Source organism: Novacetimonas pomaceti, assembly GCF_003207955.1.
Taxonomy (GTDB): Bacteria; Pseudomonadota; Alphaproteobacteria; order Acetobacterales; family Acetobacteraceae; genus Novacetimonas; species Novacetimonas pomaceti.
In genome coordinates, this window is sequence record NZ_NOXG01000009.1 from 76,705 (window position 1) to 98,472 (window position 21,768).

Below are 21,768 nucleotides of genomic sequence, written 5' to 3' on the forward strand. Positions count from 1 at the left end.
CTGCCAGTAACCCACCGCCATCAACAGGACGCGCCACATTCCGGCTTCGCCCGGCGGCCCGTCCTGTCGGAGACAGGCTTCAGATTTTCCCATCAATCCATGTCAGTCATCATGCACGCCAAGCGTACCCAGCAGAACGGTTCGCAGATGCTCGAACCGCGGGTCAGCATGACGGCGCGGACGCTCCATCGGAATGGGCAGGTCCATGCGGATCCGCCCCCGTTCCAGAACCACCGCGCGATCCGCCAGCAGCAGGGCTTCGTCAACATCATGCGTGACCAGCAGCACGGAACAGCGGTGACGGACCCATAAATCCGATACCAATCGCTGCATTTTCAGCCGGGTCAACGCATCCAGCGCGGCAAAGGGTTCATCCAGCATCAGGAACGCGGGTTCACGAACCAGTGCCCGGGCCAAAGCCGCCCGCTGCGCCTCCCCGCCCGAAAGGGTCAGTGGCCACGCATCCCCCCGGTGTCCAAGCCCCACCTCTTTCAGCACCGCCATGGCACGTTCACGGCCATTTGCCCCGGCCTGCCCAAGGACGATATTCTGCCAGACCCGTTTCCACGGCAGCAGACGGCTTTCCTGAAACACGACGGAGACTTCGCCCGGGCGGCTGACGGACCCTTCGATGACCGGATCCAGCCCCGCCAGCGTGCGCAGCAGGGTCGATTTTCCAGATCCGCTATGCCCCAGCAATGCCACGAACTCCCCCGGCGCGATGGCCAGGTCAAGATGTTCGAGCACGGCCGGCCCATCCCCGAACCTGCGCGTCAGGCCCTGGACAATAACGGCGGCGTCATTGCGTGATGGAAGCCTCACCTCCCTCAACTCCTGCACGATCCTGTTCATCGCGCCCCCGCAACACGATGGGACGGGCGCCAGACCAGCAGCATGCCCTCCAGAAAGCGCACGACCTGATCAGAAACAAGGCCAAGCAGGCCATAGATTACCAGCCCGAGAAGAATGATATCAGTGCGAAGAAAGTCCTCCGCATCCATCATCATGTGACCGATCCCGCTTTCGGCATTGATCTGTTCCGCCACGACGAGCATCAGCCACGAGATCCCCACGGCAAACCGCAATCCCACCAGAAGATCCGGCAAAGCCCCGGGAAGGATGACGTCGCGGATCGTCCGCCCCCGTGAAAGACCAAGTGTGCGAACCATTTCCAGAAGTTTGGGATCTATGGAACGGATCCCCTTGTAAAGATTGAGGTAGATGGGAAAACTCGCTCCCAGCGCCACAAGGGAGATCTTTGGGGTTTCCCCGATGCCAAACCAGAGGATGAAAAGCGGCACCAGCGCCAGCGTCGGCAGGGTACGCAGGATCTGCATGGGCGCATCCACGATATCCTCCCCCACGCGCGAAAGCCCGGACACCAGCCCCAGGCTGACCCCGGCAAAAACCCCGATCGCAAGCCCGCACCCGGCCCGCATCAATGACACCGTGAGGTTGGCCTGCAACGTGCCATCGCGCGTCAGGGACCAGCCCGTCGCCACGATCCGGGCCGGGGACGCCATCAGGCGCGAGGACAGCAATCCCGCCGAACAGGCCGCCTGCCAGAGAAGCACAAGCACGACAGGAGAGGCATAGCGTGTCAGGACACCCAGCCTGATGCGCCACAAGGAACGCGCACTCCCCTTGGCCGCTCCTGCGAATGTGGTCCGAACGAGAGATCCTGACATGCGCCTCTCCTTTCCTCGTGAATGGGTGTGCTTTGGAGAGAGTCCTTTATTTTATCGTTTTTGAAAGGTAAATAATTTTCTCAACACATTTATGATATTTTTTTCTTATAACTATTTTATATAGTTATTTATGCCCCGCACGGGACTGGATTGATGAACATGATATTTCTGGGAATGGCGTGCCGCACGCCATGCGACCCTGGCATGATCGTCCTGACCAGATGTTACGCTGGAACGGCAGGGCAGCCAGAACATGTCCGTGGGCATCCATGGTAACTGCCCCGGTCAGAGGCGACACTGTCAGAATGGCGGTCGGAGTGTCTTGTGTGATTGAAAGCCATACGCAAGACGGCGCACAGGCCGGACGCCCGCGCCTTGAAGCAGTCATCCGTCGTTTCACAAATACGATTTCCGACAAACCGGCATTCTAGAAAATTAATTATCTGTCATGCCTTATCAGACAATATTATAGCGGATTATATAAATATTCATCATTGATGGTTCGCACCCGGATCGGCCCATCCCATATCTTGGGATAAATCCGTTCATTTGCAGATGTTTTCACTTCCTGATTTTTTCTGATCATGAAAATGAATTTTTCCTGCGACTTTTTTATTTTGGAGGCTGTTTGAAAATATAGCCCAAGTAATATTATGAAATTATTAAAAGTTTTTGGTGAAGCTTTTTATAAAAAGCTTCAGAACCTGACCAAAAATAAATTGAGCGATTGCAGTCAGTTATGATTCATGGGTTTGCGACAACCTGATGAGGTCTTGATGACCTGAACTGAAATCACCCGCGCACGGTATGAGCGCGACGACCTGAAATATGCCAGTGACCTGCATGATGCGGAAGAAACGGTTGGGTCCTCCCCGGTCCATGGACCTGCGGCGTGTCGTCAAGGCTAATCTTTATATTGTCACGACCGGATGCCAGTGGCGGCAACTGCCATGTCATTTTCTACCTTTTACAACCGTGCAGGGATATTTCTACCGCTGGATCCGTGAAGGGCGATGGGAGGCGCTGAACCATATCCTCGTCGTGCTGTCGTGCGAACAGGACGGCCGTAAAGCAATGTCTACTGTCGGCATTATTGACCGCCAGTCGGTGACCGCTGTCACAAGCCTTGTCGGCAATACAGGTTTTGGGATCGACTTCATTCAGCAAAGGTTCTGCCTTGATGATATAGGTTCTCTGCCCGAACCTCCGGCTTCAGGCCCTTCCCCCACCGGGGTTCTGGAAGACCTGGCGTGAAACACGGAACAGGGTCTCCCTCAGCCACCGATGAACCGGGTCCGTGTCACGGCGCGGATGCCACGCCTGAAATGCCTCGACATACGGCAGGGATAGCGGAAACGCGAAGGAGGCCAGTCCCAGCCGATCCATTGAAATATGTTGCAGCACAAGGTCGGGCACCGTCAGGATCAGGTCCGTGTGCCGCATGCTTTCGACCATGGCGTGATAATTCGGCACCACCATCACGATGCGGCGGGTCAGTCCGTAATGATCCCGCAGGACCCAGTCGATGGGTCCACGGGCCCTGCCGCGGCGTGAGACACTGATATAATCATAAAGCACCATGCTCTGCGGCGTGATGGGTTCGGCAAGGATAGGGTGTCCTTTCCGCACAAGCCCGAACATCTGATGGCGGAACAGCGTCTGTCGGCGGATTTCCGGCTTCATGACGCCTGTCGCCCCTATATACAGATCGACGCTGTTATGACGTAGCGGATCCGACGCCGGATCATCCACCTCCGGCGCGAACAGGATTTCGCATTTCGGGCATTCGCGCCGCAAGGCATGCAGCAGTGGCAGCCCCAGCGCGGCGACGATCAGGTCATTGGCACGGATGGTAAAGGTGGGGGCCATGTTTGCCAGATCGGCCAGAAGCTGGGTTTCCACCAGGCTGTCCGCCGCCCGGACCACGTTCTGCACACGATCAAGGATGCCGGTGGCAAAGGATGACGCCATCATCCGGCGTCCGGACTGCACAAGGATGGGGTCGGAAAAAACGACCCGCAGCTTGGCGAGATGCCGGCTCATCGCAGGTTCGCTCACCTTCAGGCGCCGCGCGGCGGCGGAGACGCTTTCTTCTTCGATCAGCACCTGAAGATAGCGCAGCAGGTCAAGATCATATCCTCGCATCCTTTCCAATATAGACTTCACTGCGCGCAGGAGCCAGCACAAACCCTTCCGGAAAGTGGAATCATCTCTTGCCCGAAACGGGGGTGGTCAGACGCCGTCCAATGCTGCTGATACAGGTCCATGACAACCGCTGCCCCCGCCCCGAAAGATGGCGCGCCGGTGATCCATGCCTCACCCGCGATGCCGTCCTATATCCCGCCATTTGGCCTGCGGACCGTGATGGGCTGCCTGGGCATGCTGCTTGCCGTGCATGTCGCGGGATTCAACGAACATGTTACCGAAATCGGGCTGTCCGACATCCGGGGCGCGATGCATATCGGGCACGACGAAGGCACGTGGGTCATCGCCATCTACGAAGCATTCAACATCGCCGCCATGGCTTTTACGCCGTGGTTTTACATGACGTTCTCGATCTACCGCTTTTCCATCTTCATGACGGCGATGCTGGCGCTGCTTTCCCTTCCCGCGCCGTTCATGCCGGATGTCACGTCGCTGTGTATCCTGCGTGCCTTTCAGGGACTAGCGGGCGGTTGCCTGCCGCCCGTGCTGATGACCGTCATGCTGAAATACCTTCCCCCACAAATCCGCGTGTTCGGCATCGGCGGCTATGCCATGAGCGCGACCTTCGGCCCGAACCTCGGCCTGCCGCTGGAAGCATTCTGGTTTGAACATGTCGGCTGGCACTGGCTTTACTGGGAAATCATCCCCACTGCGGCACTTGCCATCGCCATGATGGCCTATGGCCTGCCGAAAGACCCGATGCACTTTGAACGGTTCAGGCAGTTCAACTGGTTCGGCATCCTTGTCGGGTTGCCTGCCATCTGCTCATTGGTCATCGTGCTGTATCAGGGCGACCGGCTGGACTGGTTCCGCTCCCCCATCATCACGGACCTGACCTTCTGGGGCGGGGCGGCCTTTATCGTCTTTGTCATCAACGAGGCATTTCACCCCAGCCCCTATTTCCGCATCCAGTACTGGAAATCGCGCAACATCCAGGCCTCCCTGCTTTCGCTGATCGGCATTCTCGCCATCTGCGCCATCATGGGCGACATCCCTGCGACCTATCTGGAAGCGGTGCGTGGCTACCGCCCCATTCAGGCGGCCCCGGTGTCGCTGGTCGTTGCCCTGCCGCAGCTTGTCATGCTGCCGCTGATCGCGGCCATCTGCAACAACCGCAAGGTGGACTGCCGCTTTATTCTGGCTGGCGGTATGCTGTGTCTTGCGGCGTCGGCCTGGCTGGGCTCATGGCTGACGGTAGACTGGGTGCGGGACAATTTCTACCTGCCCCAGATCCTGCAGGTTTTCGGGCAGCCCATGACCGTCATCCCCACGCTCATGCTGGCGACAATGGCGATGGGACCGGCGGACGGCCCCTTCATCTCCGGCATGGTGAACATGCTCAAGGGACTGGCGAATGCGGTCGCCTTTGCGCTGTTTTCCAGCCTTACCCGCCGGCGGGAGCAGTACCACTCCACCATGCTGCTCGACCATCACGGCACGCACGGCCTTGCGCTGCAGGGCATGGGGGATCCGATCGGCCGGCAGCTGTCGGGCACCTCCCCCGACAGCATGCATGTCGCCCGCAATTCGCTTCAGGTCTTTCACACCTATGTCCATGAACAGGCGCTCGTACTCGCGCTCAATGATTTGTACTACATCCTGATCTGGGTCTGCCTTGGCTATGCCGTCATGAACCTGATCCTGCCACATCGCGTCTATCCGCCACGCGCGCCCTCCCCCAATGCGCCCGCGCGCTGAATCCTGGGTATCCCGCCATGATCTATAAAAAACCCCTTCTCTATGCCGGATGCACGGCCGCAGTCCTTGCCTGTGTCGCATGGGGCGGCGCGCGTCTCGTCAATGGGGATGGCGTCAACCAGTACACCAACGACGCCTATGTCACGGCCGATTTCACAACGGTCGCGCCCAAGGTCGCCGGACGCATTGACCGTGTGATCGCGCAGGATAACGAACAGGTCCACGCGGGAGAGGAACTCGCCCATATCGAGGATGACGACTATCGCGCCGCACTCGACGTGGCAAAGGGCAACGTGCTGGCCGCGCAGGGTGACGTGGCGAACCTGGAGGCGGAGCTTTCCCGGCAGGACGCGGTAATTTCCGAGGCACGGGCCGCCGTCCTCGCCGATCAGGCCAACCTGCTTTTCGCGCAGCAGAACAGTGCGCGTTACCGGAACCTGTCGGCGGGCGGCGCGGGCACCATCGAACAGAAACAGGCATCCGAAGCGCATGAAAAGGAAGAACAGGCCGCCATCGCCCGCGACCAGGCCGCCGTGGATGCCGCGATCCGGCAGATTGCCGTCCTGAAGGGACAGCTGGAACGCGCGCGCGGCGTCCTTTTGCGCATGCAGGGCGACCAGAAACAGGCCAAACTCAATCTATCCTATTGCACCATTCCCGCCCCGGTCAATGGCGTGGTGGGTGAACGTGGCGTGCGTGTCGGTGCCTATGTTCATCCCGGCACCGGCATCCTTGCCGTGGTGCCGACGCAGGCGGCCTATGTTCTGGCGAATTTTCAGGAAACCCAGCTGACGAAGGTACAGACGGGACAACGCGCCACCATCTGGGTCGATACGTTTCCCGGCCATCCCCTCAGGGCGCATGTCGACTCCCTCGCGCCGGCGACAGGCGTGGCCTTCGCGCCGATCCAGCCTGACAACGCCACCGGCAACTTTACCAAGGTGGTACAGCGCATTCCGGTAAAGCTGACATTCGACGCGGACCAGCCACTTGCCGCCAAAGTGCGCGTTGGCATGTCGGTGGAAGTCAGCATCGACACCCAATCAAAACCCGAAGGCCCCCATGCCGGAGATGACCGCTATGTCTGGCGCTAAGGCGACGGGACGCGGTCTTGCCGCGTGCCTTGCGCTGGGGGCGCTGGCAGCCTGCACGGTGGGACCTGATTTCCACAAGCCGCAGGTCAAAAGCGCTGCGACATGGCACGATCCCCTGCCTGCCGCCGAAAGCCGCGTCACGACGGCATCGACCGACCCGGCGTGGTGGAATCTGTTTCATGATCCGCTTCTTGCCCGGCTTGAAAACGATGTCGCGCGTTCGAACCTTGACCTGAAGGCGGCGTCATTCCGCCTGGCTGAAAGCACGGCGGAACGGCGCATCGCCAGCGCGGCCCAGTTTCCCCAGATGCAGGCCAACGCATCCTATGCCCGCGAACGGGCCAGCACGAACGGGCTTCTGGGCCTGCTGGGCACGATGGAGCGTGAACCGGCCGGCACCATCGCCAGTGGAACGCAGGGTTTTGGTCCTGTCGCCTTTCCCGGCAGCATTGGCAACCCGTCATTCAACCTGCCGCAATACGGCCTGAATGCGTCGTGGGAGGTCGACCTGTGGGGGCATGTCCGCCGGCAGGTGGAGGCCGCCACCGCCGCCATGCACGCCACGCAGGAAATGCAGCGTGACGTGCTGGTCTCCCTTATGGCCGAAACCGCGCAGGATTATATCGACCTGCGCGCCACGCAGTCGCAGATTGCCATTCTGGAACATAATATCGATATCGCCAGCCACAGCGTCCAGCTGACCCGGCTGCGCTTTGAACAAGGTGCCGCAACGCGACTGGACGTGGCGGAAGCGACGGGGCAGCTGCATAATTTCGAATCCCGCCTGTCCCCGCTGAAAAGCCAGGAAATCCACCTCCTCAATGCCCTGAGCTTTCTCGTGGCGCGGGAGCCCGGCGCGCTGAATGCGGAACTTGGCAAGGCAGAAATTGTACCGTCCGTTCCGGATGAAGTGCCGGCGGGCCTTCCCTCGGAACTGGCGGAACGTCGGCCGGACATCCGCATGGCGTCCGAACGCCTGCATGCCGCGACGGCCAATATCGGTGTCGCGATCGCGGATTTCTTCCCGCGCGTCACCCTTTCCGGCAGTCTGGATGTGCAGGCGCTCCAGTTCAGTGGACTGGGTTCGTGGGCGTCACGGCAGTATGGCTTTGGCCCGACCGCGACCCTGCCGATTTTCGAGGGTGGGCGCCTGACCGGGCAGCTTCGCCTGCGCAAGGCGCAGCAGCAGGAGGCGGCGACACTTTTCCAGCGCACGGTCCTCAAGGCATGGGAAGAAATCGACAATGCCATGGCCGCCTTCACCGCCGCCCAGAACCGGCGCGACAGGCTGACGGAAGCCGTGCATGAGAACGAGATCGCCGTGCAGACGGCACAGGCCCAGTATGTACAGGGCGCATCCGACTTCCTGAACGTGCTGACCCTGCAGAACGCGCTGCTCGGCTCCCAGAGCGAACTGGTGAGCGCCACCGGGCAGGTCGCGAATTGCGTGACCCGCCTTTATCGTGCGTTAGGTGGGGGGTGGGAGAATATCTATCCCGTCCGTAAAAAACCGGGGAAGCACGCATGATCACCATCCGCCGCGCCAGCACGCTGGGCACCGCCCATGATGGCGGCGTCACCTTTCGCTGTCATTTCGACTTTGCCGACTGGCGCTCCGCCGGGCATGCGCATGAAGGGCGGCTGCGCGCGGTCAATCAGGCCACCCTGCCGCCCGGCGCCACCTGTCGGCTTGGCCCTGAAACCAGCATGGATATCGCGACATGGGTGGCGCAGGGCGATGTCGCCGTTCAGGTGGACCATTTCCCCCATGAACATATCCAGACAGGTGGGCTGCACCTGATCAGTACCGGGTCCGGATGTTCGGACCTGCAATGGAAAACGACCGACGCGGCGGCTGCTGTCTTTCAGTTCTGGTTCATGGCGGATACGCAGGGCGATTTCCCATTCCAGTCAGTCCGCGCCCCCTGTCCGGCCATGGATGACGGTTCATTCCGCATCCTGGCCTCCGGTTTTGCGGAAGATGACCCTGAACAGACAGAGATGGTGCGGGATGGGAGCCCCGTCCCCCTCAGCAGCTGTGCCCGCCTGCTGCAGGCCACGCTTCGGGCTGGCGAAGGTGCGGCCTATCAAACGGACACGGCCCGCGATCTTTATCTGGTCGTTGCCTCAGGGGTCATGCGGATTGGAAACGACGTGCTGATGGCGGGAGACGCGGCCGCGATTGAGGGGGAAAATACCCTGACGGTCATCGCGCAGGAAAATGGGATTGTTCTTCTGGTTGATGTCGCAAGATAGACAGGTTGATCCTGCTGGCATGCCCGCGCATTGACGGCTGACATTTCCCTCCGTCACCGGAAGGATATTCCAAAATTCATTTAATTTTAAAGACGTTTTTGGTGAAATTTTCCAAAAATCCTCAAGGAAGCTCACATTTGAAAAAACTTCCCAGACACCCCTCGGATTTTGATCTATGCCGGTTTTGCGGTTAAAGAAAAATTCCAACCGGCATGGGAGATCTGGCAATGAGCGATAAAGACAAAAGAAACGATCGCCTTGGCATGACGCGACGAACGGTCATCGCGGCGGGTACCGTGGCGGGCGGCATGGTTCTGGGGGGACAGGCGCAGGCCCGCGCCCCCGGTCCATGGCGCGGTGGTGTATGGCTCAACAGACCGCGCAAAAGCATCATTACGGCAGATGCCCTCGAAATGACCACCGACAAAGGTTCTGATTTCTGGCGCGAGACCTTTTACGGTTTTACCCGCGACAGTGGCCATTTTTACGGGATGCACGCACCGTCCCGCTTTACGGCGCAGCTTCGCATTCGTGCTGAATATGAAAAGCTGTACGATCAGGCGGGCCTTATGGTCCGGATTGACGAAGAACACTGGGTCAAGGCCGGGATCGAGCTTTCCGATGGGCGCGCCATGCTCAGCAGCGTCCTGACGGATGGCCGCTCGGACTGGGCAACGGCCCCGTACGAGGGCGATCCCAAAGATTTCTGGATGCGGGCGACCGTCGCCGATGGCGTGCTGCGGCTGCAGGTATCAGCCGATGGCAGGACATGGCCGCTGGTCCGTCTGGCCCCCTTCCCCCAGGCCGGATCCTATCTGGTCGGCCCGATGTGCTGCACACCTGAACGACAGGGACTCAAGGTCCGTTTTTCGGACTGGAAACTTGGCGCGCCGCTTGGCAAGGCGCTGCATGACCTGACATGACCGCCCCGCGAAGCGAAAAGCAGAAAATGCTCGCCGGTGAACTGTATATCGCCAGCGACCCCGAACTGCAGCGCGACATGGCGCAATGCGCCGCATGGCTTGGCCGGTATAACAACCATGATGGGGTGCTACATGACCGGCTGGGCGCGGTTGGGCAGAACACGACCATACGCGCGCCTTTTCACTGTGATTATGGTTATAACATCTTTTTAGGGGACAATGTGTTCCTGAACTTTGGCTGCATCATCCTTGATGTGGTTCCGGTCCGGATCGGCCATGGCACGCAGATCGGCCCCGGCGTTCAGATCCTTGCGGCCGATCATCCCCGCGACCCGGACCAGCGCCGGAAAATGCTGGAATATGGTCGCCCCATTACCATTGGCAAAAATGTCTGGATCGGTGGGGGCGCCATCATCCTGCCAGGGATCACGATCGGCAATGATGCCATAATCGGGGCCGGAAGCGTCGTCACGCGCGACGTGGCGGCAGGCGCAACCGTGGCAGGCAATCCGGCGCGACCTTTGCGCAGCTGATCATCAAGAAGTTTTTGGTGATGCTTTTTTCAAAAAGCTTCGGAAGACGCCACCTTTTTGAAAAAAGGCGACACCCAAAAACTTTTATTACCTGCCCTCAACAAATCACTCCCAATCAACGACAGGACAAACACCGACGGTCGCGTGTTGTCACTCCCCATAAAATGACAGATCATTTCCGAAAAGCAGACATTGCCCGCATGGCATCATCACGGCGGGCTGATGGAAAAGTCCAGCATATAGGAAGACTGATCCTCTGAACGCTTCTGCCGGGTGACATGTATCGCGGGATCCTGCGGCAGCAGACAGTTTACCAGCCATACCGTTCCGGTCCCTGCGCCCCTGTCACGATATGTCAGGCGGTAACTGCCGGTCTGAAGACCGGTTTTCACGCTGAAACGCAGGTCGATGACGCCAGTGCCCGCCCGCATCTCCGCGATGGTGGGAAAAGTGAGCGCCTCCACCCGCAACCGCGCCGCCCGCCCATTCAGGGACAGCGAAAGGCCCTGCATGATCTGCGACACATAGGCCCGCTGCTCAACGGGCGACAGGCGCCCGTCACTGTTCCGGTCCATCTGTCGGATGACGTCATTGGCAACATCCATGCCTGGCGTAAGCCGCAGATGCAGCAGGATATGCGTCCGCGTCAGGTCAAGGGTTGCCGCATGCAGGTATTCATCCAGCCGGTGCGCCATGGCCGCCCCGCCGGAAAGCAGCAGGATACCTGCGGCGAACAGCGCGATCCCTACCCGGTTCATTGCACGGTAAAGCGACTGCCATAGCTGTCGGTCGGGTCCCGATAGACCGTATGGACATGCAGGGTGGGATCCCCACCAACCCCTTGGGGCGAAAACTCGATCAGCAGGCGCGGCCCCTGAATCCGGTAATAGGACGACCCGTTATGGCCGGGTTCACAGGTGGTCGGCCCACTCCAGGCGAACCAGGTTTCATCCAGCCCCTCGCGGATTTCCTTCAGACGCGGCGCGGCATAGGCATCATTGATGATCCCGGCCCATTCCGCGATGATGTCCATCAGCATCCCTTTCTGGGCGGTATTCAGGGCTGTCCCCCGGATACCCTCGGGGACAAGGGTTTCGCCGTCATGGCCCGGCCCCTGAACAAGATCCTCCACCCTGTATGGAAGGATGGCCTGCTGCTTCTGGCCTGCATTCAGGGAATTGAGAAGCGCGAACGCCCTGTCATTTTCACCGGCCAGCACGCGGACGGTCTTTCCATCGCGGGAATAGAGGGCTGGCTGCGCCCCGGTCAGCGTCGGCGTCATCACGCCATGCGCGCCATCGACCACGACATTCAGGCCCAGATGATGGCCGCCGAACTGCACCATCCATGGCGATGTTTCCGAGGGCTGCCCGAAAAGCGCGATCGTATAGACCGCCCGGCCCGAGGCGAATGGCGTGCCGCCATCCGCAAGCGCCTGATCGGCCCCCATGATGTCCTGCACCTTCTGATATCCTTTCGTGCTCAGAAGGGTGCGCAGCAGATGCAGGGCGGCGGCCTGCTGCGCCGATGTCAGGTGGCCCATCTGCAGGCCCGGACGGGGCACGTCGCTGACGGGATAATTGGACCACACCGCCGTGCCATATCGTTCCCCGACAAAGCCCCCCGGCGGTCCCATGCCGGGTCCGCGTTTCATTGGCGCTGCGGCCTGCGCATCCGTTACGGGCAATGATGGCTGATCGGGCGCGCTTCTGCGGAAACGGGCAAGGGTGCCGGACTTTTGTGTAACAAAGGGAAACTGCACCATTTCCCGACCATGGGAATCGAAGGTTGCGAGGAACGCGCGGGCAGCGGTAACGGCCTCATGGGTCTGGCTGACCGCAGGATCCCCTGCCGCCGGCATGATGGCGGAACGCGGCAAGGCGTCCTGCGCAACGGCGGGAACGGCCGCCAGAAACAGGCTGCCAATCACCCAAAATCCGGTCTTCATCCACTCACCATCCCGTCTCAACCCTCTCCCGCCCCAATTCCTGCTTCAGGCGCCAGTGTTGAAACATTGTATGCCGTCAGGCATGAAATCAAGGCTTTGCCTTTCCCGCTCCGGAAAGGTCACGATACAGGAAGATCAAAGTCGAGGACCGTCATGCCGTCTGTAAAGCGATGCCCCCTTCCTTTTGCAAAGCTGCCGTGCCCGCCCATGCTCACGCTTGCCGCAGGGACGGTCCTTGCGGCCTTCGCGCTGCCCTTCCTGTCATCCGGGGCCCATGCGGACGATTGCGCCAGTCTGGCGCATTTCGCGCTTTCGGATGCCACCTATACCAAAATCGAAACCGTGGAGGCCGGCGCCTGGCACAGCCCGCAGACGCAACTGACCCGGATCATGACATCTTCGGGCATGAACCTTGCGGGACATCCCGTGCAGGCCCCCAATCCTGCCTTTTGCCGCGTTGCCATTACACTCCATCCCACTCAGGATTCCCGGATCCGCACCGAAATCTGGCTGCCTCTGCGGGGCTGGAACGGGAAATTCCTTGGCGTCGGGAATTTCGGCTGGGCCGGTTCGCTCATGTATGACGGCATGGTCACCGGCGTGGGGGAAGGTTACGCGGTCGCAAGCACCGATACCGGACATGACAGTTCCACGCCAGAGGGCGAAGGCGGCCGCTTCACGCTTGGTCATCCGGAAAAGCTGATCGACTACGCCTATCGGGCCGATCACCTGATGACGGTTACGGCCAGGCAGATCATACGGCGCTTTTATGCAAAACCCGCGTCGCATGCCTACTGGATCGGATGTTCGCTTGGCGGTCTGGAGGGGTTGATCGAGGCCAGGCGCTATCCCAAGGATTATGACGGCATTGTCGTTGGCGCCCCGCCCAATCCGATCGTGAATTTCAATGCGGAACAGCTGTGGGCCGGATGGATGAGCTATGACGACCCCGCGCTTCGTGTGAGCCGGCAGAAATTCCAGCTGCTCAACAATGCCGTCATGGCGGCCTGCGCGTCGCCTGTCGGCAAAAGGCAGGGCTTCCTTGACGAACCTGACCGCTGCGGTTTCGAGCCACGCCAGCTTCTGTGCAAGGGGCAGGAGACCTCGGGCTGTCTGACGGATAATGAAGTGAAATCGGTGGAGCAGATCTATCGCGGTCCCATCAATCCCGAAACCGGCAAGGTCATTTTCCCCGGACCGGCCAAGGGCAGCGAGGATGGATTTTCAGCTGACGGGAAAGCCTTTCCCGTCGCGCTGGATCTTTTCAAATATGCGGCCTTCCAGAATCCTGACTGGGACTGGACCACGCTGAACTGGGATACGGATATTGCAACGGCTACCCGCAGGCTCGGGCCGCTGCTGCATGTTGACGACAACCTGACGCCTTTCTTCCGCCATGGCGGCAGGCTGCTGATGTATATTGGCTGGAATGACGGCCACAACCCCGAACAGCTGGCCAGCTATTATCAATCCGTCATCCGGCATGCCGGCCCCACCGGGCGGGATTCCGCACGGCTCATCACCATTCCGGGCATGGGGCACTGCCACGGGGGGGCGGGATGCGATACGTTCAGTAAGCTTGGCGCCATTGATGATTGGGTTGTCCGTGGACAGTCCCCGGAAACGATCATCGCCGCGCGCGTATCGGATGGAAAGGTCATCCGTACCCGCCCGCTCTGCGCATGGCCAAAGGTCGCCCGTTATGACGGGCACGGCGACATGGACCAGGCATCCAGCTTCGCCTGCGCCATGCCCCGGTAAAATCTGGAAAGCTTGGAAGAACGCTGCCTTTTTGAAAAAGGCAGCATCCAAAAACTTTTGTCAGAAGATGACTTCAAAACAGCCTTCAGGACTGATCGTTCAGGGGTCACCTGAAATCTGTCCGCGATCATTCGCGTTTCCCCTTTTCATGGGCGGTCAGTCGAAACCCGCCCCCGATCGCCCTGTACATATCAACGGACGCATCAAGACTGCCGAGCAGCGCCGTCGTATGCGCAAGTTCCGCCTGCTGTTCAATCACCTGGGCCGACAGCACATCCAGCCGGCTGGAATATCCATGTTCCAGCCGCAATTGCGTCAGTTCCACCGTTTTTTCGGCCGCTGTTTCCTTGCCCCCGTCACCCTGTTCGCGCTCATGGGCGTTGTTCTGTTCCAGCAATGCATCATGCACCTCCCTGAAGGCCGTGCGGATGCTCTGTTTATACAGGATGATCTGCTCGTTCTTCTCGGCTTTCGCCAGCTTGACCCCGCTTGCCGTCCGGCCGAAATCCAGCACCGGGGCGGCCATTGACGCCGCCAGCGTCCATGACCGTGTTGTCGCGCGATACAGGTTGTCAATATCGATATTGTTCACCCCCGCCAGACTGGCCAACGAGATGGTGGGAAAATAGGCCGCCCGGGCAAAGCCGATATTGAAGTTGCTGGCAATCAGCGTCTGTTCATGCATGGCGATGTCGGGCCTGCGTTCAAGCAGGGTGGACGGGATTTCCGGCGGTGTCGGGATGGGAATGGTCAGTTCATCAATGTTTTTACCCCGATCCATCGCCTGTCCGATGATCTGTTCAGGTGAGCGGCCCAGCATGACGGCCAGCGCGCTTTCCGCCTTGCCGCGCTGGTCCTCCACATCCGGCAGGGCCGCCTGCGCGGCGTCAAGCTGTTCCGTCACGTTCTGTACCGCAAGCGCATCGACCGCGCCGACTTCATGCTGCCGCTGCACCAGCGCTAGCAGTTCCGTCTGGGTCTGGATCGTCCGTTGCAGGATGTCGCGTTCGCTGTCCAGCGCGCGCAGGCTGAAATACAGCTTCGCGGTTGCGGCGGCGATGGACAGCCGGGCCGCCGCGTGGCCATAGCCTGCGGCACGCACCCCGGCCTTCGCCGCCTTGCTCAGGCTGGCATTCTTGCCCCACAGGTCCACTTCGTAATTCAGCATGCCGCCGACGAAGCCAAGGTTGCTCATCCTGTGCGGCGTCGGCAGGTCATCCTTCAGGTGCACGCGGCCATAGGCATCCGCGCCCGCGACGGAAATGGACGGCAACTGGTTGGCGAAGGCATATTTGTACTGCGCGCGCGCCTGCTGCAGCTTCGCGCCGGCCAGCGCAAGGTCATCGTTGTTCTTCAGCGCTTCATCGACCAGTCCGTCAAGAACCGGATCGCCATAACTGCGCCACCATGTGCTGTCATCCGGCGTGGCGGCGGTCTGCGCCGTTCCCCATTTGTCAGGCATGGGCATCTGCGGCCGGTGATAGGTCGGCGCCAGCCACGCGCAGCCTGCGAGCAGAACGGGCAGCAGGAGTATCGGGGAACGTTTCATCGGGCATTTCCCCCGGCCTGGGGCGATGGCGTTTCCTTCACCCCGAACCACAGCACGTACAGCGAAGGCAGGAAGATCAGCGTCAGCGCCGTCGCCACGGCAAGGCCGCCCATGATGACATCGGCCATCGGCCCCCAGAATACGCTCGATGCAATCGGCAGCATGCCAAGGATGGCGGCGACAGCAGTCAGCATGATGGGACGGAAGCGGATTTTGGCGGCATTCATGACCGCGTCCCATTCCGATTGTCCCAGATCCTTCTCGATCTGGATCTGGTGGACCAGAATGACCGAGTTGCGGATGATCATGCCAATCAGCGCCACCAGCCCCAGCATGGCGATGAAGCCCATGGGATGCTGCGTCAGGAACAGCGCGCCGACCACACCGATCAGGCCGAAGGGCGCCACGCTGATGACCAGCGCCAGGCGCTTGAAGCTCTGCAATTCGATCATCAGCACGCCCAGCATGACCAGCACCATGACGGGCATCACGGCGATGACCGAATTCTGTGACTTCGCGCTTTCCTCAACCGTACCACCCACCGCGACATGGTAGCCGACCGGGAGGCGGGCGTTAAACGCCGCGATTTTCCGGGCCAGCGTGGCAACGGCGGTATCCGCCTGCACCCCGTCGCGCAGCTGCGCCTGTATGGTCAGCGTCGGCAGCCGGTCGCGCCGCCAGATCAGGGGGTATTCCTCGACGTAGGAGACGCTCGCCACGGTCGACAGCGGCACCGTCTGGTCATTGGGCAGGCGGATGTCGAGATTGCGCAGGTCCTCGATCGACAGGCGCTGCGCATGGTTGGCCCGCAGCACGACATCCACCAGATAGATGCTGTCGCGGATCTGGGTCGCCGTAAGCCCGGTCACCGCCGAATTGATCGCCAGCGCGATCGCGCCGGATGACAGGCCCAGCCGGTGCGCCTCATCCTGGCGCACGTCGATCTTCAGCTTGCGCGCAGGATCGCCCCAGTCGAAATTGATCATGTGCAGCTGGTTGCCGTCGGCCATGATTTTCGCCACGTCATGCGCGTAATGCCAGACGCGGTCCGGATCGCGGCCCGTGACGCGGTACTGAACCGGCCAGCCCACCGGCGGACCAAGTTCCAGCGGGAACAGCCCATGCACCACGTCGGGCATGTCGCGGCTCAACGCCACGTCCAGCCGTCTGCGCAGCCGGTCACGCGCCACGGCACTTTTGGCGACGATGACGGTCTGGGTAAAGAAATCGTTGGGCAACTGCTCATTAAGCGAGAGATAGAAGCGCACAGCCCCCCGCCCGACATAGGAACTCCAGTGGTCGATATCGGGGTCATTGCGCAGGATGGCATCCAGCCGGCGCGAGACATCCGCCGTCGCCTTGATCGACGCCCCCTGCCGCAGCGAAAGGTCAACCAGCAGTTCCGGCCGGTCGGACGCCGGGAAGAACTGCCGCGGCACCAGCGGGGACAGTGCAATGGCCACGACCAGCGCCGCAAGGCTGGTCAGAACGGTAGTACGCGGGCGGCGCATGGTGAACAGCAGCGCGCGGCTGAACACGCGCAGCAGCCGTCCCTCCGGCGGGGTGTGGGGCGTCGTCGCCGGGCGCTGCTTCAGGATGGTCACACCCACCAGCGGAGCCACCAGCACGGCCACGAACCATGACGCGATCAGGGCGATGCCAACCACGGCGAAGAGCGAGAACGTATATTCCCCCGCGACACTTTTGGCGAACCCCACCGGGATGAACCCCGCCACGGTCACAAGGGTGCCGGTCAGCATCGGAAAGGCGGTGGAGACATAGGCATAGGTCGCCGCCCGCGTCAGGCTCCAGCCTTCCTCCAGCTTGCTGACCATGCTCTCGACCGTGATCATGGCGTCATCCACCAGCAGGCCAAGGGCGATGATCAGCGCACCGAGCGAGACGCGCTGCAGGTCGATGCCGAACATCTTCATGCACACGAACACGACCGCCAGCACGAAGGGAATGCAGAACGCCACCACCGTGCCCGCGCGCGCGCCAAGGCTGAGGAAACTGATGCCCAGCACGATCAGGATGGCCTCGAACAGGGCCTCCGTAAAATCCCCGACGGCGTCGTGCACGACCTTGGGCTGGTTGGCGACAAGGTGCGCCTCGATCCCGATGGGCATCCGGGCATGCAGTTCGGCCATCTTCGCCGTGATGTTCTTTTCCAGCTCCAGCACGTTGCCGCCGCTGCGCATGGACAGGGCAAGGCCGATCGCGTCATGCCCCCCCACCCGGAACATCGTCTGCGGCGGGTCGGAATAGGTGCGGGTGATGGTCGCGATGTCGCCCAGGCGGATCTTGCGGCCGCCCGCGTACACCGTGACGTTGGCGATGTCCTCCACCGAACCGAACTGCCCGGTTGGCTGGACCTGTATCTGTTCGCGCCCGGTATCGATCACGCCGGACGGCACCGTGGCGTTCTGCGCCAGCAGGGCGGCTGCGATCGTCGCGCCATTTATGCCCAGCCGGGCAAGGTGATGGGTGGAGAAATCGACATAGATCTTCTCATCCTGCGCGCCCAGCGTGTCGATCTTGGCCACGTCGGGCACATGCAGCAGTTCGTCGCGCACCGTCTCGACATAATCGCGCAGTTCGCGGTGGGAAAATCCATCGGCGGTAAAACCGTATATGATGCCGTAGGTATCGCCGAATTCGTCATCAAAGAACGGACCGACCGCGCCAGATGGCAGCTGCGCCTTGATATCCCCCACCTTCTTGCGCACCTGATACCAGATGTCGGGCACTTCCGCCTTGGGCGCGCCCGACAGCAGGTTGACGAAAATCGTGGTCTTTCCCGCCAGCGTATAGCTTTTGATGTAGTCGAGGTCAGGGGTTTCCTGCAGCTTCTTTTCAATGCGCTCCGTCAGCTGATGGGTGGTCTCCTCCACCGAGGCACCAGGCAGGAACGCCTGCACCACCATGGTCTTCACGGTAAAGGGCGGATCCTCGTTCCGGCCCAGCCCGAAATAGGACCGGATGCCCGCGACACTGATCAGGATCATGAAGAACAGCACAAGCGCGCGATGGCGGATGGACCAGTCGGACAGGTTTACCCCTCCCGGGGGGGCGGGCTCAGGGACGGACATCGGCTTCATCCAGCAGGCTGACCTTTTCCTGTGGGTAGAGCGCCTGAACGCCCGCCGTCACCACCCGGTCCCCGGCGTTCAGGCCGGATGCAACCACCACGTCATCGGTTGCGTACCGGGCGATGGCAACGGGCCGCTGCGACACACGCAGCGTATCGGGGGCGACGACCCATACGGCGGGCCTGCCATCCTGCGTTGTCAGCGCGGACGGGGGCAGATGGACGCTCACTGCCGACGGCATGACCAGATGGCCCGTCACCACCGCGCCCAGCGGCATCATGTCCCGCGTGGCATGCAGCAGGGCCCTGGTGTGATAGGTTCGGGTTAGCGGATCGGTATCGGGCGCGATTTCATAAATCGCGGCGGGCGCGCAGACATGCGGGGATGCGTCCAGGCAGACCTTCATCGTCATGCCCACGGCCAGATGGGCATGCGCGATGTCCCCGGGCATGTCGAACTGCGCATCCAGCCCGTCATTGGCCGCCATGCGCAGCACGGGCTGGCCTGCGGCGACCACTTCGCCCGCCTCCACCAGCCTGTCGGTCACCATGCCGTCTTCGGGGGCGGAAAGGCGTGTATAGCCAAGCTGTTCCTGCGCCACGCGCACCTGTGCCTGCGTGGCCTGCACCTGATCCAGCGCGGTTTTGTACCGGCGGACCGCATCATCATATTCATTGCGCGAAATGGCCTGCGCCGGCAGGAGCGCTGTCGCGCGCTGTTTCAGGGGCGCGGCCTGATCCAGCGCGGCCTTTGCCGTCGCGGCCTCCGCCAGCGCGGTGCGCAGGGTCTGCTGCTGGACCGTATCATCCAGTCGCGCCAGCACATCGCCGGCATGCACGATGCTTCCCACCAGGACCGTGCGTTCCACGACCTTGCCAGGCAGGCGGAAGGCCAGATTAATGTAGCGATGGGCCGCAATCTGGCCGGTCACCACTTCCCCATCCGTATCGGGCGCGGGCTGAACGATGACCGAACGCACGGGGCGGACTTCTTCCACGGGTGCCTTCTTATGGCATGCCGAAAGCAACAGCAGCAGGCAGAGCAGGATCAGCACGGGCCTTTGCCGGTCATCCGCCTTCCGCGTTGTCGGGTCAGGATGCATGTCCGGCGCGGTGCGCCCCCTGCCCCGCATGACCGGGAACAGGATGGCGCCCAGGAACGAAGGGGCCCCCGCATGACCCATGACCTTTTTGCCAGCATCTCTGGTTTGCATGGATATGCACCATCCCCAATCAGTTCGCGAACCCGGCAGCAGGATCCGGCCGTCACGATTTACATATACGGACCCGTATCGTATCGCAACATGATAAAAGGCTATGGAAACAGCACGGCCATTTCCAGTCCCTTATCCGCCCGATGGATGGGCTGCCACAGTGGCGGCCAGGCAGCGCATGGATGGAATACCGCCGGGTCAGGCATTGTCCGTGCAGCCTATGCCGCCAAGGAAGATGCCCCAGGCCCGGTCGAAAAACTGCTGTCGCGCCCTGGCATCCTGCACCTGATTCTGCCCCAGCATGGTATTCTGCAATGGCCAGCCGATCACAAGGCTCATGAGGACGCGCGTCGTCTCCTCATGGTTCGCGGACTTGATGCGCCCCGCATCCGCCGCCGCCTTGAGAAGGCGGCAGAGGGTCGCCACGAAGGGTTCCACGATGGTTTCCATCATTTCGTCGGCGATGAAGGGGATGCGATGCCCATCCCCGATGACGATGCGATAGGCCTCCCGCGTTTCGGGACGCAGCATGAAGTCCAGAAAGAACAGGGCGATCTCTTTCGTCGCCACCAGCGGATCCGTCGATGATACCTCGACCGCGCCGGCTTCATCCAGCAGCATCCTGCCGCGCTCGGCCACGACCGCCTTGAACAGGTCCTCTTTCGAGGAATAGCGGCGATAGAGCGTGGCTTTGCTGCACCCTATGACACGCGCTATCTTTTCGAGCGACGTGGCGGCATATCCCTGCTCGACGAAAAGGGCTGCCGCAACCTCAAGAACCTGCCGGTCAAGCTGCGCCGACATCTCCGGTGACGGACGCCCACCTGTATGCTGGGGCCTTGATAGTGCGTCAGGCATTTCCTGTCCTTCGGTTGCCTCGGGTCTGATAAAGCACGGGCCTCATACCACAGAACGGCTTTGCGACGCCATTGCGTGCCTTTCCTGTGGGAACGGATGCCAGCCCGGCGCGTCCTGACGACAGGAATACGGGTCTGATGGCCGGATACGGAGGATTGCATGTCGGACCACCATGCGCCCCTGCGGCCAGCGCAAACCCGTGGATCATGTCCCGGTCGGTTTCCTGCAGGACTCTGCGGATGCAAGACGCCCTGAAGCTTTGAAGTCAGGCCCGATGCGTGAGGATGGACATGGGATCCAGAAGGATCCACGCGGTTTGTCACGAACCGGAGGTCATGGGCTCGTCCTCCTGTAATTTCCTTCAGGGTGATGGTGCGGGGAAATCATGCGACCAGAATGGATGAATTTGTAAATTTCGTAATCCGGAACCGCACATCCGGGACATGCCAAATTCCGCATTGCCGATCATGCTTTTCGCTACCTGCATGCCGCATTTTTTGAATTCCTGAAAATATTACATTCATTCCAGGGCAAAGAAAATATCCGGATACTTATGAATATAATCGTGAGTATCAGAAATGTTACCTATACCACCCGATTCATTCTGTATCATGAGAAGAATATGGAAAATGGATTTGCATTTATGAATATATTGGCGAAACGGATATATTCAGGATGGCTGTTACGCGGAAACATGGCGGGTATCGTCACGCTGATGATGATGCTCGCAATGACTGCGACCGGGCTGGCACAACCCGTCACAACCCGTCTCCGGCAGTCGCAGGCCCCGGCTTTCCCCAATGAGGCGCAGCCTTCGGATCAGGAAAACCTGACTTTCCGCTCGCTCTTCGACGCGGAAATCTCACAGAAGGGTTGTACATCGGGTTAGATTATGAAAAAGTCTGTTTTGCACAAAAGAAATTTTCGTAAGCTATAAGAAAACCCGATGC

General features: G+C 60.7%; 17 protein-coding genes and 1 pseudogene. 9 read left to right on the forward strand and 9 right to left on the reverse strand.

The features are described from left to right. Positions 1-102 precede the first annotated feature (102 nt). Positions 103-852: an ABC transporter ATP-binding protein gene (locus CFR71_RS09500; RefSeq protein WP_110530488.1), complete on the reverse strand. Its 750-nt coding sequence runs from the start codon at positions 850-852 to the stop codon at positions 103-105. After that, the gene (locus tag CFR71_RS09505; protein ID WP_110530489.1) at positions 849-1,688 is read right to left on the reverse strand and encodes an ABC transporter permease; all 840 of its coding nucleotides are present in this window, start codon (positions 1,686-1,688) and stop codon (positions 849-851) included. Before CFR71_RS09505 ends, CFR71_RS09500 begins: the two co-directional genes overlap by 4 nt. 791 nt (positions 1,689-2,479) lie before the next feature. Here CFR71_RS09505 and CFR71_RS09510 point away from each other — a divergent pair. Beyond that, positions 2,480-2,798: pseudogene (locus CFR71_RS09510) on the forward strand (transposase); the annotation flags it as partial. A 102-nt stretch (positions 2,799-2,900) separates the two neighbouring features. Here CFR71_RS09510 and CFR71_RS09515 read toward each other — a convergent pair. Next, positions 2,901-3,833, reverse strand: coding sequence for a LysR family transcriptional regulator (locus CFR71_RS09515; protein ID WP_110530490.1), 933 nt, complete (start codon positions 3,831-3,833; stop codon positions 2,901-2,903). A 120-nt stretch (positions 3,834-3,953) separates the two neighbouring features. Here CFR71_RS09515 and CFR71_RS09520 point away from each other — a divergent pair, with 120 nt between their 5' ends. From CFR71_RS09520 to CFR71_RS09545, 6 genes are all read left to right on the forward strand, one after another. Next, positions 3,954-5,591 carry an MFS transporter gene (locus CFR71_RS09520; protein ID WP_110530491.1) on the forward strand — a complete coding sequence of 546 codons (1,638 nt, stop codon included), beginning with the start codon at positions 3,954-3,956 and terminating at the stop codon, positions 5,589-5,591. A gap of 17 nt (positions 5,592-5,608) precedes the next feature. Continuing rightward, positions 5,609-6,685: an HlyD family secretion protein gene (locus tag CFR71_RS09525; protein ID WP_110530492.1), complete on the forward strand. Its 1,077-nt coding sequence runs from the start codon at positions 5,609-5,611 to the stop codon at positions 6,683-6,685. Continuing rightward, positions 6,672-8,213 (forward strand): efflux transporter outer membrane subunit, encoded by a 1,542-nt coding sequence (locus CFR71_RS09530; RefSeq protein WP_110530493.1) that lies wholly within the window; start codon positions 6,672-6,674, stop codon positions 8,211-8,213. Before CFR71_RS09525 ends, CFR71_RS09530 begins: the two co-directional genes overlap by 14 nt. Then, positions 8,210-8,941, forward strand: a complete 732-nt coding sequence (locus tag CFR71_RS09535; RefSeq protein WP_110530494.1) for a pirin family protein — start codon at positions 8,210-8,212, stop codon at positions 8,939-8,941. The genes CFR71_RS09530 and CFR71_RS09535 overlap by 4 nt, the downstream gene beginning before the upstream one ends. A 263-nt stretch (positions 8,942-9,204) precedes the next feature. Next, positions 9,205-9,864 (forward strand): DUF1349 domain-containing protein, encoded by a 660-nt coding sequence (locus CFR71_RS09540; protein ID WP_110530540.1) that lies wholly within the window; start codon positions 9,205-9,207, stop codon positions 9,862-9,864. Next, positions 9,861-10,397, forward strand: a complete 537-nt coding sequence (locus CFR71_RS09545; RefSeq protein WP_110530495.1) for a sugar O-acetyltransferase — start codon at positions 9,861-9,863, stop codon at positions 10,395-10,397. The genes CFR71_RS09540 and CFR71_RS09545 overlap by 4 nt, the downstream gene beginning before the upstream one ends. A 209-nt stretch (positions 10,398-10,606) precedes the next feature. Here CFR71_RS09545 and CFR71_RS09555 read toward each other — a convergent pair whose 3' ends face one another. Then, positions 10,607-11,155 (reverse strand): hypothetical protein, encoded by a 549-nt coding sequence (locus CFR71_RS09555; protein ID WP_110530497.1) that lies wholly within the window; start codon positions 11,153-11,155, stop codon positions 10,607-10,609. Further along, positions 11,152-12,345: a DUF3500 domain-containing protein gene (locus CFR71_RS09560; RefSeq protein ID WP_110530498.1), complete on the reverse strand. Its 1,194-nt coding sequence runs from the start codon at positions 12,343-12,345 to the stop codon at positions 11,152-11,154. Before CFR71_RS09560 ends, CFR71_RS09555 begins: the two co-directional genes overlap by 4 nt. Positions 12,346-12,552: 207 nt before the next feature. On the opposite strand from CFR71_RS09560, the gene CFR71_RS09565 reads away from it, so the two are divergent. Then, positions 12,553-14,106: a tannase/feruloyl esterase family alpha/beta hydrolase gene (locus CFR71_RS09565; RefSeq protein WP_239020343.1), complete on the forward strand. Its 1,554-nt coding sequence runs from the start codon at positions 12,553-12,555 to the stop codon at positions 14,104-14,106. Between the two features lie 127 nt (positions 14,107-14,233). On the opposite strand, the gene CFR71_RS09570 is transcribed toward CFR71_RS09565, so the two are convergent. The 4 genes from CFR71_RS09570 to CFR71_RS09585 all read right to left on the reverse strand — a co-directional run bounded on the left by CFR71_RS09570 (position 14,234) and on the right by CFR71_RS09585 (position 20,764). Further along, positions 14,234-15,655 (reverse strand): efflux transporter outer membrane subunit, encoded by a 1,422-nt coding sequence (locus CFR71_RS09570; RefSeq protein ID WP_110530502.1) that lies wholly within the window; start codon positions 15,653-15,655, stop codon positions 14,234-14,236. Further along, the gene (locus tag CFR71_RS09575; protein ID WP_110530504.1) at positions 15,652-18,756 is read right to left on the reverse strand and encodes an efflux RND transporter permease subunit; all 3,105 of its coding nucleotides are present in this window, start codon (positions 18,754-18,756) and stop codon (positions 15,652-15,654) included. The genes CFR71_RS09570 and CFR71_RS09575 overlap by 4 nt, the downstream gene beginning before the upstream one ends. Further along, entirely contained in the window at positions 18,734-19,960 is a 1,227-nt protein-coding gene (locus CFR71_RS09580; protein WP_110530506.1) for an efflux RND transporter periplasmic adaptor subunit, read from the reverse strand. Before CFR71_RS09580 ends, CFR71_RS09575 begins: the two co-directional genes overlap by 23 nt. Before the next feature lie 198 nt (positions 19,961-20,158). Continuing rightward, positions 20,159-20,764 carry a TetR/AcrR family transcriptional regulator gene (locus tag CFR71_RS09585; RefSeq protein WP_110530508.1) on the reverse strand — a complete coding sequence of 202 codons (606 nt, stop codon included), beginning with the start codon at positions 20,762-20,764 and terminating at the stop codon, positions 20,159-20,161. 619 nt (positions 20,765-21,383) lie between these two features. Between CFR71_RS09585 and CFR71_RS09590 the strand changes: the two genes are divergently transcribed. Next, positions 21,384-21,707, forward strand: a complete 324-nt coding sequence (locus CFR71_RS09590) for a hypothetical protein (RefSeq protein WP_133251125.1) — start codon at positions 21,384-21,386, stop codon at positions 21,705-21,707. Positions 21,708-21,768: the final 61 nt, after the last annotated feature.